14 protein-coding genes are annotated in these 16,527 nt (G+C 72.6%); 10 read left to right on the forward strand and 4 right to left on the reverse strand.

Going from position 1 to position 16,527, the window contains the following annotated elements; translation table 11 throughout:
• The first annotated feature begins 45 nt into the window (after nt 1-45).
• Nucleotides 46-1,143 (forward strand): hypothetical protein, encoded by a 1,098-nt coding sequence (locus tag ACFU9E_RS06455; protein WP_380689122.1) that lies wholly within the window; start codon nt 46-48, stop codon nt 1,141-1,143.
• Between the two features lie 144 nt (nt 1,144-1,287).
• Here the strand turns inward: ACFU9E_RS06455 and ACFU9E_RS06460 are convergent, their stop codons facing one another.
• Both ACFU9E_RS06460 and ACFU9E_RS06465 read right to left on the reverse strand, forming a co-directional pair.
• Nucleotides 1,288-1,704, reverse strand: a complete 417-nt coding sequence (locus ACFU9E_RS06460) for a VOC family protein (RefSeq protein ID WP_380683902.1) — start codon at nt 1,702-1,704, stop codon at nt 1,288-1,290.
• 10 nt (nt 1,705-1,714) lie between these two features.
• Nucleotides 1,715-2,164, reverse strand: a complete 450-nt coding sequence (locus ACFU9E_RS06465) for a helix-turn-helix transcriptional regulator (RefSeq protein ID WP_380683914.1) — start codon at nt 2,162-2,164, stop codon at nt 1,715-1,717.
• Nucleotides 2,165-2,225: 61 nt separating this feature from the next.
• Here ACFU9E_RS06465 and ACFU9E_RS06470 point away from each other — a divergent pair, with 61 nt between their 5' ends.
• A complete protein-coding gene (locus ACFU9E_RS06470; protein ID WP_380683903.1) occupies nt 2,226-2,735 on the forward strand; it encodes a DUF2199 domain-containing protein in 510 nt (169 codons plus the stop codon).
• A gap of 36 nt (nt 2,736-2,771) precedes the next feature.
• Here ACFU9E_RS06470 and ACFU9E_RS06475 read toward each other — a convergent pair whose 3' ends face one another.
• A complete protein-coding gene (locus ACFU9E_RS06475; RefSeq protein WP_380683904.1) occupies nt 2,772-3,671 on the reverse strand; it encodes a Gfo/Idh/MocA family protein in 900 nt (299 codons plus the stop codon).
• Between the two features lie 161 nt (nt 3,672-3,832).
• A complete protein-coding gene (locus ACFU9E_RS06480) occupies nt 3,833-5,155 on the reverse strand; it encodes a VTT domain-containing protein (protein ID WP_380683905.1) in 1,323 nt (440 codons plus the stop codon).
• Between ACFU9E_RS06480 and ACFU9E_RS06485 the strand changes: the two genes are divergently transcribed.
• The 8 genes from ACFU9E_RS06485 (at nt 5,065) to ACFU9E_RS06520 (ending at nt 16,425) form a co-directional block, all read left to right on the forward strand.
• On the forward strand, nt 5,065-5,655 hold the full coding sequence (locus ACFU9E_RS06485; RefSeq protein WP_380683906.1) for a thiopeptide-type bacteriocin biosynthesis protein: 591 nt from the start codon (nt 5,065-5,067) through the stop codon (nt 5,653-5,655). The two genes, ACFU9E_RS06480 and ACFU9E_RS06485, sit on opposite strands and share 91 nt — an antisense overlap.
• A 1,175-nt stretch (nt 5,656-6,830) precedes the next feature.
• A complete protein-coding gene (locus ACFU9E_RS06490) occupies nt 6,831-8,207 on the forward strand; it encodes an NUDIX domain-containing protein (RefSeq protein ID WP_380683907.1) in 1,377 nt (458 codons plus the stop codon).
• Nucleotides 8,204-8,683, forward strand: coding sequence for an NUDIX domain-containing protein (locus ACFU9E_RS06495; protein WP_380683908.1), 480 nt, complete (start codon nt 8,204-8,206; stop codon nt 8,681-8,683). The genes ACFU9E_RS06490 and ACFU9E_RS06495 overlap by 4 nt, the downstream gene beginning before the upstream one ends.
• Complete coding sequence (locus ACFU9E_RS06500; RefSeq protein WP_380683909.1) at nt 8,680-9,561, forward strand: phosphotransferase family protein; 882 nt, start codon at nt 8,680-8,682, stop codon at nt 9,559-9,561. Before ACFU9E_RS06495 ends, ACFU9E_RS06500 begins: the two co-directional genes overlap by 4 nt.
• 33 nt (nt 9,562-9,594) lie before the next feature.
• Nucleotides 9,595-10,080, forward strand: coding sequence for an NUDIX domain-containing protein (locus tag ACFU9E_RS06505; protein WP_380683910.1), 486 nt, complete (start codon nt 9,595-9,597; stop codon nt 10,078-10,080).
• A gap of 89 nt (nt 10,081-10,169) precedes the next feature.
• The gene (locus tag ACFU9E_RS06510) at nt 10,170-10,754 is read left to right on the forward strand and encodes a class I SAM-dependent methyltransferase (protein WP_380683911.1); all 585 of its coding nucleotides are present in this window, start codon (nt 10,170-10,172) and stop codon (nt 10,752-10,754) included.
• Nucleotides 10,751-10,966 carry a hypothetical protein gene (locus ACFU9E_RS06515; RefSeq protein WP_380683912.1) on the forward strand — a complete coding sequence of 72 codons (216 nt, stop codon included), beginning with the start codon at nt 10,751-10,753 and terminating at the stop codon, nt 10,964-10,966. Before ACFU9E_RS06510 ends, ACFU9E_RS06515 begins: the two co-directional genes overlap by 4 nt.
• Nucleotides 10,967-11,442: 476 nt before the next feature.
• Nucleotides 11,443-16,425 carry an RHS repeat-associated core domain-containing protein gene (locus ACFU9E_RS06520; RefSeq protein WP_380683913.1) on the forward strand — a complete coding sequence of 1,661 codons (4,983 nt, stop codon included), beginning with the start codon at nt 11,443-11,445 and terminating at the stop codon, nt 16,423-16,425.
• The last annotated feature ends 102 nt before the right edge of the window (nt 16,426-16,527 follow it).

Consider the following 16,527-nt stretch of genomic DNA (forward strand, 5'->3'; position numbering starts at 1 on the left):
CGGCCTCGCACCCGCCCTCCCTGACGGACCGCCACAATGGGCGCCATGAGGTTGATCCACACCGTCGCCGGCGTGCTGCTCCTGCTGCTCGTCATCGCCAGCATCCTGCGCACGCTTGTCGTCCCGCGCGGCCTGTACTCCTCCCTGGTGCACGGCCTGTGGCGGGGCCTGCGAACGGCGCTGCGGCTCGCCGCCGCACCGTTCGGCACCTACCAGGCGCAGGACCGGGCGCAGACCTGGCTGGCCCCGCTGATGCTCACCGGCATGCTGGCGGTCTGGCTCGGCGGCATGCTCGTCGCCTACACGCTGCTGCTGCACGGCACCTCGCAGCTGGACTGGGACGTCTCCATCCGCGAGGCGGGTTCCAGCCTCTTCACCCTCGGCTTCGCCAGCGGCGAGCGGCTGCGCCTGTCGCTGATCGACTTCCTCGCCGCCGCCAGCGGCCCCCTGGTGATCGCCCTGCAGATCGCCTACCTGCCGACCCTCTACGCCGCCTACAACCGGCGCGAGCTGGAGGTCACCCTGCTGCAGTCCCGGGCCGGCGAGCCCGCCTGGGGCCCCGAGCTCCTGGCCCGGCAGTCCCTGGTGGACACCGAGACCGCCCTCCCCCAGCTCTACCGGGACTGGGAACGGCTGGCCGCCGACATCGGCGAGAGCCACTCCAACTACCCCGTGCTGATCTCCTTCCGCTCCCCGCGGGCCAACCGCAGCTGGGTGGTCGGGCTGATCGCCGTCATGGACGCCGCCGCCGTCCACCTCGCCGTCTGCCCGCGCACCGCCCCGCCGGAGGCCCGGCTGGTGCTGCGCGCCGGGTTCACCGCGCTGCGCGACATCGGCCGGTCGCTGCGGGTGGACTTCGACGACGACCCGTCCCCGGAGGCGCCGATCCGCCTGAGTTTCACCGAGTTCGACGCCGCCGTGGCCATGCTCGCCGCCGCCGGCTTCCCGCACGAGCGGCCCGCCGCCGAGGCCTGGCCGCACTTCCACGGCTGGCGGGTCAACTACGAGGCGCTCGCCTACGAGCTGGCCCGCCGCAGCGACGCCGTGCCCGCGCTGTGGACCGGCCCGCGGGACTTCCGGGCCCCGGCCATCCCCCCGGCCCGCCCCGCCGACCGCCGCCCCGCGGCCGGGCCGGGGAAGTGAGCACGCTCGCACGCACGAGCACGGCGCGCCCGAGAACACGGCGCACGCACGAGCGCGGCGCCGCACGAACACGGCGCGCGCACGAGCGCGGCCACCGGTGATCGGGGGTGATCACCGGTGGCCGCGCGGCGGAGCCGTCGTGGACTACTTGGCCCGGCGCTGGGTGAAGCGCAGCATGTTGCCGGCCGGGTCGCGGAAGGCGCAGTCGCGCACGCCGTACGGCTGGTCGATCGGCTCCTGGAGCACCTCGCCGCCCGCCGAACGGATCCGCTCGAAGGTCGCGTCGCAGTCCTCGGTGGCGAAGATGACCGCCCGCAGCAGGCCCTTGGCCAGCAGCTCCGCCATCGCCTTACGGTCGGCCGGCGAGGCGTTCGGGTCCGCCAGCGGCGGCTCCAGCACGATGTCCACGTCAGGCTGCGACGGGGCGCCGACCGTCACCCAGCGCATGTTCTCGAAGCCCACGTCGTTGCGGACCTCCAGGCCCAGCACGTCGCGGTAGAAGGCGAGCGCCTTGTCGTGGTCGTCGACGGCGATGAAGCACTGTGAAAGCTCGATGTCCATGGGCCACACGCTACGGGTGGGGCGGGAGTTCCGCTTCTCCGTTCCTGACCGGTGTCCGGTCCCGGCCCGCGTTCCTGACCGGTCGTGTGTAGAGCTTGGCGTAACACGCCGGGATCGCGGCGCCCTCCTCGTGGCCGCGCGCCCGGTAGGCGCTCGGACTCTCGCCGACCAGCTCGGTGAACCGCGAGCTGAACGAGCCCAGCGAGGTGCAGCCCACCTCGAAGCAGACCTCGGTGACCGACAGGTCCCCGCGCCGCAGCAGCGCCTTGGCCCGCTCGATCCGGCGGGTCATGAGGTAGCTGTACGGCGTCTCCCCGAACGCCGCGCGGAAGCTGCGCGAGAAGTGCCCCGGTGACATCAGCGCGACCCGCGCCAGCGCCGGTACGTCCAGCGGCAGCGCGTAGTCGCGGTCCATCGCGTCACGGGCCCGGCGCAGCCGGGCGAGGTCCTCCAGATTCACCACTCCACCCTCCCACGAGGCGGTGACAGCGCCCCCCACCGCCTCGTTTATGCTCTGCGCCATGCCGACGACCGAACACTCCTTCGCCTGCGCGTGCTGCCAGGGGCAGCACGAAGGCCCGCCGCGCTCCTACGGCTCCCCGGCCCCGGTGAGCTGGAAGCCGAAGTACGCCCGGCGCAAGGACAGCGGGCTCACCGCGGACCAGTGCGTGATCAAGGACCGGGAGTTCTACGTCCACGGCCTGATCGAGATCCCGGTGCGGGACGGCGGCGAGCCCTTCTCCTGGGGCGTCTGGGTGTCGCTGAGCGAGACGAACTTCGCGCGGATGCACGAGCTGTGGGAGGACCCGGCCCGGGAGCAGGAGCCGCCGTACTTCGGCTGGCTGACGACCGAGCTGCCGGTCTACCCGCAGTCCACGCTGCTGCTCAAGACCCATGTCCGCACCCGGGCGGTCGGCCTGCGCCCGCTGATCGAACTGGAGCCGACCGACCACCCGCTCGCCGTCGAGCAGCGCGAGGGCATCACCGAGGACCGGGTGCGGGAGTTCGCGGAGCTGCTGCTGCGCGGCTGACGGCGGGCGGGTGGCCGGTCGGCGCTGGTCGGGCGGTCAGACCGCGACGGTGGCACCGGTGGCCAGCGAGCGCTCGGCGGCGGCCAGGATCTCGACCGTGCGCAGACCGAACGCGGCCGAGCAGGGGTGCGGCTCGCCGGTGCGGGCGGCGGTCGCCAGGGCGTCCAGGGCGCGGTGGAAGGCCGCGACCGGCCCCTCCCCGCGCTCCGGCAGCCGGACGGTGCCGGACCGCCCGCGCAGCTCCATCCCGGTGCCGCCGCCGGCGACCGGGGCGGTCAGGCTCAGCGCGAGGGTGCTGGAGGCGTCGCCGACGTGGCGCAGCACCAGGTGGACGGTGTCCAGCGGGCCGGACACGGCGGTGACCGAGACGGCGTCGCCGATCACCGGGAGCAGCACCGAGAGCGCGTGCGGGCCGACGTCCCAGAGCGCGCCCTTCTCCTTGCGCCACGCCGAGGCCGCGTAGGGGCTGGTGGAGTCGGGGGCGAACACCGAGCCGAGCCAGTCCGAGCGGCCGGTGAACCAGCCGCCGACGGCCGCCTGCTCCTCGATCCAGGGCAGCTGGTCGCCGCCGAAGCGGACCGTGAAGAAGACCACCGAGGCGACGCCGTTCGCGGCGGTGGCCTCGACCACCCGGCGGGCGTCGGGGACGGTGAGCGCCACCGGCTTGTCGAGCAGCAGGTGGCAGCCGGCCTCGGCGGCGCGCACCGCGAGGTCGGCCTGCACGGTCGGCGGCAGCGCGATGGAGACGGCGTCGACCTCGTCGAGCAGCCGGTCGAGGTCGGCATGGCCGGGGACGCCGTACTGGGCGCCGAGCTCGGCGGCCGCCTCGGGGCGGCGGCCCCAGACGCCCGCGAACTCGACGCCGGGGTGGTCCGCGAGGACGGGCGCGTGCACCCGCCCCGCCCAGGTGCCGGTGCCCAGGAGTCCGATCCGCATGCTGTTTCCCACTTCTCCGTCGTGTTCGGGTGTCGTGTTCGGGTGTCGTGTTCGGGTGTCGCCTCACGCGAACGCCGCCGCCGGAAGACGTCCGGCGACGGCGGGCGTGGGGCGTGGTGGTCCGGGTGGACCGGGGCTGGACCCGGGAGGGTCCGGGTCGGTCAGTCCGCGGCGGGGGCGGTGATCGTCGGGGTGGCGGGCGACTCGGCCTGCGTCTGCGGGGTGGCGGGCGACTCGGCCGGCGTCCGCTGCGCTTCCTCCGCCTCCTGCGCCGCCGCGTCCTCGGCCTCGTGCTCCTTGGCGGTCTTCGCCGCCCGGCGCTTCATCAGCCAGGCCGACAGCGCACCGCCGGCCGCGGCGACCAGCAGGCCGATCCAGGAGAACTTCGAGAGCCACTGCTCGGCGACCTTGCCGACCTGGTAGACCAGCAGGGTGGTGCCGCCGGCCCAGACGACGCCGCCCAGGACGTTGGCGATCAGGAACTTCCAGTACGGCATCTTCAGCGCACCGGCGAGCGGCCCGGCGAAGATGCGCAGCAGGGCGATGAAGCGGCCGAAGAAGACCGCCCACATGCCCCACTTGTGGAAGGAGCGTTCGGCGGTGGCCAGGTGGCTGGGGCCGAAGTGCTTGGGGAACTTCCGTCCGAGCTTCTCGAACAGCGGCTTGCCGCCCTTGCGGCCGATCGAGTAGCCGATCGAGTCACCGATGATCGCGCCGAGGATGGCGGCGACCGCCACCCAGATCGGGCTGACCACGCCGCGCGCGGACAGCAGGGCGGCGGAGACCAGGGCGATCTCCCCGGGAAGCGGGATCCCCAGCGACTCCAGTCCGATGATCAGTGCAACCAGGGCGTACACCGCGCCCGGTGGTACGCCTTCGATCCAGGCGTCGATGTGCAGCAAGGCCAGTACCTCCGTGGCAGGACGGGACCCGCGGCGGCCCCGGCCGGGCCCCGTCCAGGTCCCCGCGGCGCGCACGCCGGTCCCGACGTCGTCTCGAATGGCGGCACCAGGCCGCTCCCCGAAGTGCAGCCTAACGTGCCGGGCGGCCCGTCCCCCTGGCCGATCACCCCTGCTTAGGACGTACGGACCGGCTCCCCGGTTCCGGGCGCCCGCCCGCCGCCGCGAGCCGTTCGCGCCGTCCTCGCCGTCCGTGCGCTCGGCGAAGCGCAGCGCGATCACCGCCGGCCGCTTCTTCACCCGGGCCGCGAGCGGCAGCAGGGTGCGGACGAGGCCCCGGCCACCCTCGGGGTAGACCTCGCAGACCCCGGTGACGCCCGGGTGGGCGGTGGTCAGCTCGGCCCGCTCGTCGGCGTTCATCCCGAAGGGCATCGGCGGCGTCCGGTAGTAGCGGTCGCGCAGCTCGCCGCGCACCGACCGGGCGCTGAACCGGCGTGGCACCCTGTCGAGCAGGAACGCCGCCCCGCGGAACCGCTCGGCACAGGCCGCGAGCAGCGCCCGCACCTCGGTGGGCCGCAGGTACATCAGCAGACCCTGGGCGCTGCGCTACCGCACCCCCCGGCGCCCTCACCCCCCTGCTGGACACCCTCGCAGAGGAGGGACTGCTCACCGGCTGGGCCACCGTGATCGACGAACCCGAGACCGCGGCGTTCGGCGGGCCCCACGGCATGGAGACCGCCCACCGGCTCTTCCACACCGACAGCCGACACCTGACAGCCCATGCCGCCAAGCCCGACCCGCCCACCCTCGGCCGCACCGAGACCTTCGTCGTCCTCGCCTCCGCCATGCTCCGCGCCGCCCGCCTCGACCGGCACGAACAGGGCGAGGTCTGGGCCAAGTTCGCCGACCTGCGGGCCGATCCGGCCGGCCCTCGCGACCTTGTCCACGGCGCCGGCCCGTTCGACCGGGTGATCGCCACGGTGAGCACCCGCGCCCCGGCGAGCCCACCGCCGACGGCCGCAGAACCTACGCGACCGGCATCGTCAGCCACGGCCCCGACGCCGTCGCACTCGCCGACCTCGTAGCCGAGCAGATCCGCGCCTGGGACACCGCCTTCCGCGACCGCACCCTGCGCATCGCCCTCCCCCACACCCCCGGCGCCGCCGACCCGGCGGCCGGCCGCTTCGTCCTGGAGCGCCCGAACCACCCGATCACCATCACCTGGGAGTAGCCGCCGTGCGCCCGACCGGTCCCATCCCGGAGCTTCCCGCTGGTCGCCAGGATCCGGCCCGCGTGCCTGCCCCTGAACGCCCGTGTCGGCCGGCTCCGCGAGCTGGCCGACACAGCCTCCCAGCGAGCAGGCCCGGGCCTCGCATCCACCGTCTTCAACCAGGCCGCCCTCCTCGCCTCCGACCTCGACCTGCCCGACTACGCCCGCGAACTCTGCCACCGCCACGCCGCCCTCTACATCGAGGAACACCGTGGCATCGGCCGGCGCATCCTCGACGGCCGACAAGTCGCCGTCCTCGCCCGCGCCACCACCGGCGACCTGCCCGGCGCGCTCGCACTGCTGGAGGACACCGAGACGGGTGGCCCGTGGGAGGACGCGGTCACCGCCGCGCTCACCGCGCTGTGCCGCCCCGGCGACCAACGGGCAGCCGACCGGGCGCTCGGCCACTGCCTCTCCTTCGAGCCGGACGAGGGCCTGGCCGTCTTCACCACCCGCCTCACGCTGACCGCCCTCGACGCGACCGACCCGGACACGCCCGCCGCCCGAAACCTGTTCGCCCACCTGACCAGCCGAACGGGTGAATCCGGCGACGGCTATGCACTGCGCGACCTCCTCACCCACGAGGGTGCCCGACACCGTCTCAACCCGGCCCGGTGCGCGGCCCTCGAACGGGCTCTCGCCGCCTGCGCACTGGGCTCCGCCACCCTGCCGGACACCCTGCGCGCCCGACTGGAGGAGGCGCTGCAGCACGCGCGCGGGGTGCTCGAAAAGTCCCCGTTCGACCCGGGCTCGCCCGGAGGAAATCCACTTGAGCGCCACGTTCGAACAGCATCACCATCAGTCACCTCCGCTCGCGTAAACCCGTCCAACTCCGCTGTACGAGAGCGCACTTGCCGAGCCATTCGCCGACGGACGGCTCCACACGCTCGAACACCGCCTACATCTGGAGGACTTCGTGGACAACCCCATCGGCGTCACCTCTTCCGGCCCACCGGCCATGCCCGCCCGCGATTCCGGGGAGCGTGTCCAGTGATCGACTTCGGCGTACTGACGAACCTCGCCGCACGCGAGGACATCGAACGGATCGGCGTCGGCGTGGTGGTCCGGGACGCCTCCGGACGGATCCTGATGCTCCGCAGGTCCCCGGACGACGTCCTACCGGGCCTGTGGGAGTACCCCGGCGGCGGCCGGGAGGACGGCGAGCCGGTGCCCGCCGGCGCGGCCCGCGAGCTCACCGAGGAGACCGGGCTCACCGGCCTGCCGCTGGAGTACGCGCGGCACCTCGACTTCACCAACCAGCACGGGCGGCGCGTGCGCCAGTTCGTCTTCACCACCGTCGTACCGGACGGCACCCAGATCACCCTCTCCCCCGACCACGACAGCCACCAGTGGGCGTCCCCGGACTCCCTTCCGCCGACCGGCGACGGCCAGCGCGCCGTGATCGAGTGGCTCACCCGGCGTCTGGGCGTCCCGGGTTGGCGGCCCGTCGGCGGCTACCTCACCACCATCGCCCGGCCCAGCTCCTACGGCTGCTTCTTGGTCACCGACCCGCAGGGCCGTGTGCTCGGGATGCGCTCGACCATCAACCCATCCGTGTGGAACTTCCCCGGCGGCAACGTCGAGCACGGCGAGACGCCCTTCACCACCGCCCTGCGCGAGGCCCGGGAAGAGCTTGGCCTCGACCTCGCCGCCGAGAACCCCGAGGTGATCGCCCGGCGGCGTCTGGTCGCCGTCATCCACGAGCAGGCCGGCACCGAGTACCCCGTGCCGGTCTGCGGCTACGTCTTCGACGGCGACGTCCTCACCCCGGAGCAGCAGGCCAGGATCCGGCTCGACCCGGCCGAGCACACCGAGTGGCGGTTCGAGAGCGCGCACGACTGGCGGCGGTTCATGGAACCCGCTCGCTACCAGCGGCTGCGGCAGGTGCTGCGTGCCCATCGTTCCGGCGTCCCGCTGTACCTGGAGCGCCCCACCCCGGCCGACGACGACTTCGAGGGCGTCCTGGTCTTCGTCACCGATGCTGCGGGCCGACTGCTGATGCACCAGCGCGAAGACCGGCCGGGCATGCCGTGGCCCGGCTTCTGGACTCCGGTCGGCGGTTGGCGCGAGTCCGACGAGAGCGCCGAGGAGACGGCGGTGCGCGAGGTCCGCGAGGAGGCCGGCATCGAGATCACCGGGCTGCGGACCCTCCCCGACCCGCACGACGACCTCGGTCTGCCGCTCACCCGCGTCCTGCACGCCGTCCGGGACGGAGACGAGAGTGACCTGCGGCTCGGAGGCGAGGGACTGGCCGTGCGCATGGTCCCCCTCGACGACGTGCTCGGCCTGAAGGTCCCGCCCTACATGCGGCACTACCTGCCGCTGCTCACCGACGCGGCCGACCAGCCGTCCGGGAGGACCGTGTGAATCCGCTCGACGACACCCAACGCCTGGCCGGGACGGAGCCGCCGGCCCTGGCTGTCGGCGTCCACCTCGTCCTGCTCGACGACGACACCGTGCTCCTCGGCCGGCGCCACAACACCGCCTACGCGAACGGCCTGTGGCACCTTCCCGCCGGTCACATGGAGCCCGGGGAGACGGTCACCCGCTCGATGACGCGCGAGGCCGAGGAGGAACTCGGGATCCTCATCGCCGAGACCGACCTCGCGCTCGTCCACACCCTGCACCACCTCGACGCCGACGACGGCCGCAGCCGCCTCCAGTTGTTCTTCCGCCCGGCCCGCTACGACGGCCAGGTCCGCAACGCCGAACCGCACAAGTGCGACGCGCTGCGCTTCTGGCCGCTCGACGGACTCCCGAGCAACACCGTGCCCTACACCGTCCACGCGCTCGGCGAGATCGCCCGCGACAGCGCCCTGTCGACCGTCGGCTGGCCGGCATGAGCGCGCCCCGCCTGCCCCCGGACGCCAATCGGCTGCTGCGCGAGACAGCAGGACGCTACGAGCTGCTGGGCGTGCGCTCCCGCGACCGCGCCGGGCACCCAAGCGTCTGGGAGGTCGCCGACGCCGACGGGTGCCGCCTGTTCGCCAAGCGCCACAAGAACGCGCTCATGCACGAGCGGGAAACCGCGGCCTACCGTCTGCTCGCGCCGGCCCTCGGCGAAAGCCGGGCTCCGTCCCTGCTGGCCGCCGACGCGTCCTCGCTGCTCGTCGTCACCACCGCCCTGCCCGGCGCCCCGGTCATCAGCGCCGCGCTCACCACCGCCGAGGAGCGGGAGGTGTACCGGCAGGCCGGGCAGCTCCTGGCCGCCGTCCACACGCAGCCGACGGTCGGAGCCCCCGTCGGCGAGCACCTGCCCTGGGCCCAGGAGCGCGCACGGGCACTGGCCCGCGCCCGCGACGCCAGCCTTCCGGACATCGAGGTCCTGGCCGCCGCCACCCGTACCGCACCCCCGCCCACCGCGCTCGCCTACTGCCACGGCGACTTCGGCCCGCGGAACTGGCTCGTGCGCCGCGACGGCGACCGGCTGACGCTCGGGCTGATCGACTTCGAACGCAGCCACGTCGAGGCCCCGGCACGCCGCGACCTGATGCGCGTCACCCTCCAACTCACACCCCACCGCCCAGACCTGCGAGCGGCGTTCACCACCGGCTACGGACGCGACCTCACCCCGCGGGAGCGGGCGGCGTGCCGGGCCTGGGCCGCGATCGACTGCCCCGCCGCCCTGCGCTGGGCCCTGGAACACCACCGGGACGAGGAAGTCCTCGGCTACGCCCGCACCGTCCTCGATCTGCTGCGCGACCCGAACACCGTTGTGTGAACGCCCCTTCTCCCCCTACCGGTTGGAGCACACATGCAGTCCCTGCGTCAGACCGTCTGCGTCATCGTCCACGACGAGAAGGCGGGCAAGGTCGCCTGCGTCCACTACGCCAACGACTCCTGGTCCAAGATCCCCGCCTGGACCGTCCCCGGCGGAAAGGTCGAGGAAGGCGAACGCCTCGACGAGGCCGCCGCCCGCGAGCTGCACGAGGAGGCGGGCCTGGTCGTCGCCGCCGAGGAGCTGCGGCTGGTCCACACCATCCAGGTCAAGGCCGGCTGGGACGGCGAGGGCCCGTTCCTGCTCTCCGTGTTCGCCGCGACGTCCTGGCAGGGCGAGCTGACGAACACCGAACCGGACAAGCACCTCGCCGTCCGCTGGGCCGACGCCGGCGCGCTGCCCACCCCGATGTTCCCCACCTCGCACGCCGCCCTCATCGCCTACCTCGCCGGCGATCGGCGGGGGTTCTCCACCTACGGCTGGGACGCCTCGCAGGACCTGCGCGCCCTGGTCGGAGCATGAGATTCCCGGCCGCCACCGCCACGGCCGCCTCCCGGCCCCCTCCCGCCAGCTGACCCGCCCGCCGAGCGCCCCGACCGAGAGGAGCGGCCGTGTCCGCCGCCGACCACTGGAACGACCACTACCAGCAAGGCAAGGGCTTCCGGCCCGTCACCGAAACGGAGGTCGCGCTGCTCGCCGAGCGCCTCGGCCCGGGTGCCGGCCGCCGGGCGCTCGACCTGGGCTGCGGCACCGGCGACTACGCCGCCGCCCTCCACGGCCTGGGCTTCGCCACCACAGGCGTCGACTTCTCCCAGGTCGCCGTCAACACCGCCCAGGACCGGCACCACGACCGTGACGGCCTCGACTTCCGGCTCCTCGACACGGACCGCGGCGGCCTGGGCCTGCTCCCCGCCGGCGAGTTCGACCTCATCACCTGCCGGCTGTTCCTCCCGTTCGTCGACCTCGTGCCGACCGTCGCCTGCGCGCGCCTTCTCCTCGCCCCCGGCGGCCGACTCCTCGTCACCACCCCGCTCGCCGAACGCCAACGCGCCGGCCGGGAGTCGATCGGTCTGCGCTCGGCCGCCCTCGACCTCCTGCGCTCCTTCGGCTGGGCCGCCGTGGCCGAGTACCCGCTCGACGGCCTGCTCTGCCTCCTGCTGACCACCCACCCCGCCCCGGAGAGGACCAGCCCATGACCGCCACCACCCGGCCCGCCGGCCCGGAGGACGCCGACGAACTGCTGCGCCTGCACGTCGCCGTCCTGGACGGCGGCCCGCTCACCGACGAATGGCGCACCACCTTCCGCGACGAGGTTCTTCCGGCATGCCTACTTCCCGCGAATCCGGGCCCGTTTCCGCGCCGAAGAGGCGATCGGTCCGCGATCGACGGCACGCGGATTCCCGGATGAATGAACAAATGCCCCGTCACGACCGGTCCGGAGGGGCCAGGCCTGCGGAATCGTGCTCAGCAAGGAGATGCGAACGCGCCCAGGGGCGTGGTCCCAGAGTGACCCCAGAGGCGGCGAGGCAGCCGCAGTCACTACCTGCGACGGTCCAGGGCCGCGCGCCACGCCTCGGCCGGCCCGCCAGGGATGCCGGCCGCCAGGACAGCGAGGGCCGTGGCGAGCAGTCCAGAACGCCAGGCATGCCACGACGTATTCGTATAAGGATGACCCGGGGTGGAAATACCGCATGATGCATATCGGCGCCATAATTCGACCTTAAACTGCCTATAATGACTCATTTGGCGCATGAAGGAGCACGGCCACGGGGAATATTTGGTGCATTCGCGGAGGAAGTGATCTGGCGATCTAGTCATCGGTCGGGAAGTTCTGCTATTTCTTCTGCTTCCTCCGGCACCGGAGGCGTCAATAAGGAGTAGCAATTGCGCGTCCTTAGTTCCCGAACACGCCCGATGTGGCGGACCGCCGCGATCGTGGCCCTCGCCATGGCGGCGGAGACCGCGACCGTGGTGATGGCGACGGGCCAGGTCATGGCCGCCCCGGTCAGGTCCGGCGCCCTGCCTTCCGCCACTGCCAACACGGCCCCGGCGACACCCCTGTCCTGGGCGGTCTCACCAGAGTCCGTGCACGGTCCCAGCGGCGTCCACTACACCACCAGCGCCACGCCGACATTACGGGCGAAGGCGGTCGACGCCGATGGTGGAACGTACCAGGCCCAGTTCGAAATAACGGCCGATCCGGCGTTCAACGACACCACCTATTCCTACACCGTCAATTCGGCATCCACCGCATCGGGTGTGAACGCGCTGTACACGGTGCCGACGAACCGGGCACTGCCGGACGGCAAACACCTGCGGCTGCGTACCCGGGCTTTCGACGGTACCGACTACAGCGACTGGACCGCGTACACGCCGTTCGTGGTCGACACCACCCGTCCGGCGGCCGCGACCGTGTCGTGCGCCGGCTACGGCGCCGGCACCTGGACCGCCCCGCAGTCCGGCGGCGCGGTCTGCACCCTGGACACCACCAGCGCCGACGGCCAGGGATACGCCTGGGGAATGGACGACGAGGGCACCCCGGAGCGGCTGTACGACACCACCGACGGCACCGGCGGCGACCCGCTCCAGCTGACCGTCGACCCGGCGGCCGGCTGGCACACGCTCTACGTCCGGTCCATCGACGCGGCGGGGAACCTGACGTCCGCCGCCACCGCGTACAGCTTCGGGATCGGAGCCGACGGAGCCGCGCTGCTGACGCCCTCCGAGGGTGACCGCCCGGCCCGTACGGTCACGTTGACCGCGATCGGCCGCACGTCCTACACCGGCGCCACCTACGAGTACCGCCTGGGCGACACCGACAGCTGGAAGACCGTTCCGGCCGGTGACGTGACCGTGGCCTCCAACGGAGGCGCCGTCAGTTGGCCGGTGGCGGTCACCTCCGGCCAGCCTGCCGCGCTCACCTGGAACCTGACCGGCACCCTCCCGAAGGACAGCACGGTCCAGATCCGGGCCCGCTTCACCGACGGCACGAACACCGGCTACAGCCAGACGACCAGTGTGATCGTCGACCGCAACGCCGGCACCGCCCCCCTACAGGGCGTCGGTCCGGGCAGCCTGAACTCGCTCACCGGCGACTACACCCTGTCGGGTGCCGACGTGTCGGTCTTCGGGCTGGCCGTCAACCGCACGGCGTCCTCGCGCCGGCCCGCCGCCGGCGGTGCTCAGGAGGGACAGGTCGCGATCTTCGGGCCCGAGTGGACAGCGGGCACCACCGCCGCGGTCACCGCCTCCGCCTGGTCCTACGTCCAGCAGACCTCGGCGACCTCCGTCGCGGTCGTGCGCCCCGAGGGTGTCCAGGTCAACTTCACCGCCGCGGCGGGCGGTGCCTGGGTACCGGAGACGGGTGCCGAGAGCCTCTCCCTCACCGGCTCCCTCACCGGCTCCTTCACCCTGAAGGACACCGAGGGCGTCACCTCCACGTTCAGCAAGGTGGACGCCTCGTCCACGGTCTGGAACGCCTCCACCAGCTACCGTCCCACCGGTGAGTCGACCACCACGGTCGTTTCGGAGACGGTCGTGTCGGGGTCCACCACGCTCGCCAGGCCGAAGTACGTCATCGCGCCCAGCACCGCCGTCACCAACGCTGCCTGCCAGGCCGCACCGGCGACGGCGGGCTGCCGGGTGCTCGAGTACGTCTACGCCACCGGCACCACCGCCACCTCGGGCACCCCGGGCGACTACCTCGGCCGGGTCTCCCAGATCAAGCTGTGGGCGACCGACCCGGGGGCGAGCGCCGCCACCGCCACCGCGGTGGTCCAGTACGCCTACGACACCGCCGGACGGCTGAGCGCCTCCTGGGACCCCCGCCTGGCGACCCCGCTCAAGGCGGCCTACACCTACGACAGCGCCGGACGCGTCACCACCCTGACCACCGCCGGTGAACTGCCCTGGACGTTCACCTACGGCACCGTGGGCAGCGGCGGCCTCTCCGGCCCGGGCATGCTGCTCGGCGTCTCGCGCCCCACCCTGACGCCTGGCACGACCGCGACCGTCAACGGCACCGCCACCAGCAGCGTCGTCTACGGTGTCCCGCTGACCGGCGCCAAGGCGCCGCTGCAGATGGGTGCCGCGGACGTACGCGCCTGGAACCAGAAGGACGTGCCCGCCACCGGCACGGCGTTCTTCCCCGCCGACCAGGTGCCCGCGTCCGCCAACGGCGCCGACCTCAACGCCGGTGACTACACCAGGGCGACCATCCTCTACACCAACGCCTCCGGACGTCTGGTGAACAGCGCCGAGCCCGGCGGCCACGTCTCCACCACCCAGTACGACCGGTTCGGCAACACCGTCCGCACCCTCGGCGCCTCCAACCGCTCCCTCGCGCTCGGGCTCACCCCGGCCGACATCGCGGCCCAGGCGGAGCTCGGCATCGCCGGTCTGAGCAGCGCCGAACGGGCCGAGCTCCTCGGCTCGTACAACTACTACAACGGCAAGGGCACCCGGCTCCTGGAGGAGTTCGGTCCCCTGCACACGGTCGAGCTGACCAAGGACTTCAAGAGCGGCACCACCGTGCTGGCCCCGGCCGGCAGCACCGTCGCGGCGCGGTCCTGGAAGGTCAACGAGTACGACGTCGAGCGGCCCACCGACGGCAGCGCCACGGTCCAGGACCAGCTCACCACCACCACCTCGGGCCTGCGGGTCAACGGCTACGACTCGCTGCTCACCGACAAGCGGGTCACCTACACCCAGTACGACTGGGCGAAGGGTCTGCCCAAGCTGGTGACCCAGGACTCCGGCGGCCTCTCGCTGACCACCGGCACCGTGTACGACGCCCAGGGCCGCGTCATCGCCGTCCAGCTGCCGGGCAGCACCGGTGGCGACGCCGCCGCCAAGGTCACCGTCTACTGGGACGGCTCCGGCACCACCTCCGACTGGTGCAAGGGGCGCCCCGAGTGGGCCGGTCTGATCTGCTGGACCGGGCCCGCGGGTGACATCACCGGCGGCGGCAGCAACCCGAACGCCCTGGTCGACTCGACCATCACCTACAACCGCTACGGCAAGGCGCTGACCACGGTGGACACCTCCGGCAGCGCGAACCGCACCACCGCGATCACCTACGACGCCGCGGACCGGGTCGTCACCACCAAGATCACCGGCAACCAGGGCCAGGCGGTCCCCGAGGTCACCCAGACCTACGACCCGCAGACCGGCCGACTGCTCACCTCGGCCTCCACCCTGGGCGGAACCATCACCCACGGTTACGACAAGCTCGGCCGCCAGGTCTCGTACACCGACGCGGACGGCGCCACCACGAACACCAGCTACGACGCGCTCGACCGCCCGCTGGTGATCTCCGACAGCGTCCCGTCCACCGTCACCTACAGCTACGACACCACGAAGGAGCCGCGCGGCGTCCCGGTCGGCCTCACCGACTCGGTGGCCGGCGCCTTCACCGCCACCTACACTCCTGACGGCGCCCTGGCCACCGAGAAGCTTCCCGGCGGCTACACCCTGACCCGCAAGCAGGACCCGAGCGGCGCCACCGTCGGCCGGACCTACACCCGGGACAGTGACGGCGCGGTCATGCTCGCCGACAGCATCGTCCAGTCCGTCCACGGACAGGTGACCACCCACAGCTCCAGCAACGGCGTCGGCTCCGTCCAGCGCTACGCCTACGACGGCGCGGGCCGGCTGTCCGAGGTCAAGGACACCACCGGCGGTGTCTGCACGCTGCGCACCTACACCCTGGACAAGCGCGCCAACCGCGTCGCCCAGTCCACGGCCACGGGTGCCGCCGGTGCGGCCTGCCCCACCAGCGGGGCCACGACCAACCACACCTACGACAGCGCCGACCGCCTGACCGACACCGGGTACGCCTACGACGCGTTCGGCCGCACCACCACGCTGCCCGGCACCACCAACGCCTACTTCACCAACGACCTGGTCCAGCAGCAGACCACCGGGGCCAAGCGCACCACCTGGACCCTGGACTCCAACCAGCGGTTCCGCACCGCCAAGGCCGAGACCAACGCCTCCGGCACCTGGAGCACCGACGCGACCAGCGTCAACCACTACTCCGCGGACAACGACACGCCGCGGTGGATCACCGAGGACGCCGCCGGGAACACCACCCGCAACGTCTCGGGCCTGGGCTCCGGCGTGGAGGCGACCACCACGGCCACCGGTTCGCCCGTCCTGCTGTTCACCAACATCCACGGTGACGTGAACCTGCGGGTGCCGCTCGCGACCGGCAGCACGCCCACCGCCACCGACACCGACGAGTTCGGCAACCTCAAGCCCGGGGCCGCCGGCGGCCGGTACGGCTACCTCGGTGCCTACCAGCGCTCCACCTCGACCCCGGCGGGCGTGACCCTCATGGGCGCGCGCCTCTACAACCCCGCCACCGGCCGGTTCCTCTCGACGGACCCCGTCCACGGCGGCAACGCCAACGCCTACGAGTACTGCTTCGGAGACCCCGTCAACTGCACTGACCTCGACGGCCGCTGGAGCGCGTCCAAGACCCGGTACTACTCCTGGGGCAGCGTCTCGGGCCGGTACTGGTCCCCCTCCTCCTGGACAGGGACCGGCTGGGGCGGGGCCACCGCCACCGCCAACTTCAACAGGCTCTGGACCTGGCGCATCGGCAACTACGGCTGGTACAGCTACCTCATCATCGGTGGCATCACCGCCCTCGTCTCCGCCCTCGCCCCGCCGGCGGCCCCGGCCGCCATCGTGATCGGCGCCGTCGTCTCCATGTACTGGGGCACCATCCAACTGATCGCCAACTGGGCCTCCAACACCGGCAGGTGCCTGGGCATCGGATCCGGAGCGGCGATCTACCACCGCTACTACGTCCCGATGTACGCCACCGGCGCCTACGGCATTCCGTACCGCCGCAACTGCTGACCCACCCCGACCGGACGGGCCGGGCCCGCGACCCGGCACCCCGGGGAGCGGCGGCCCGGACCACCACAAGAGGGGCCTCAAAAAGAGCGGACGCCGCCGGGG

The organism is Kitasatospora sp. NPDC057595, assembly GCF_042800875.1.
Classification (GTDB): domain Bacteria; phylum Actinomycetota; class Actinomycetes; order Streptomycetales; family Streptomycetaceae; genus Kitasatospora.

What these genes read in the sequence shown, in the direction of transcription:
- ACFU9E_RS06455 (WP_380689122.1), top strand. Translation starts at nt 46, where the DNA reads ATGAGGTTGATCCACACCGTCGCCGGCGTGCTGCTCCTGCTGCTCGTC.
- ACFU9E_RS06460 (WP_380683902.1), bottom strand. Translation starts at nt 1,704, where the DNA reads ATGGACATCGAGCTTTCACAGTGCTTCATCGCCGTCGACGACCACGAC.
- ACFU9E_RS06470 (WP_380683903.1), top strand. Translation starts at nt 2,226, where the DNA reads ATGCCGACGACCGAACACTCCTTCGCCTGCGCGTGCTGCCAGGGGCAG.
- ACFU9E_RS06475 (WP_380683904.1), bottom strand. Translation starts at nt 3,671, where the DNA reads ATGCGGATCGGACTCCTGGGCACCGGCACCTGGGCGGGGCGGGTGCAC.
- ACFU9E_RS06480 (WP_380683905.1), bottom strand. Translation starts at nt 5,155, where the DNA reads ATGTACCTGCGGCCCACCGAGGTGCGGGCGCTGCTCGCGGCCTGTGCC.
- ACFU9E_RS06500 (WP_380683909.1), top strand. Translation starts at nt 8,680, where the DNA reads ATGAGCGCGCCCCGCCTGCCCCCGGACGCCAATCGGCTGCTGCGCGAG.
- ACFU9E_RS06505 (WP_380683910.1), top strand. Translation starts at nt 9,595, where the DNA reads ATGCAGTCCCTGCGTCAGACCGTCTGCGTCATCGTCCACGACGAGAAG.
- ACFU9E_RS06515 (WP_380683912.1), top strand. Translation starts at nt 10,751, where the DNA reads ATGACCGCCACCACCCGGCCCGCCGGCCCGGAGGACGCCGACGAACTG.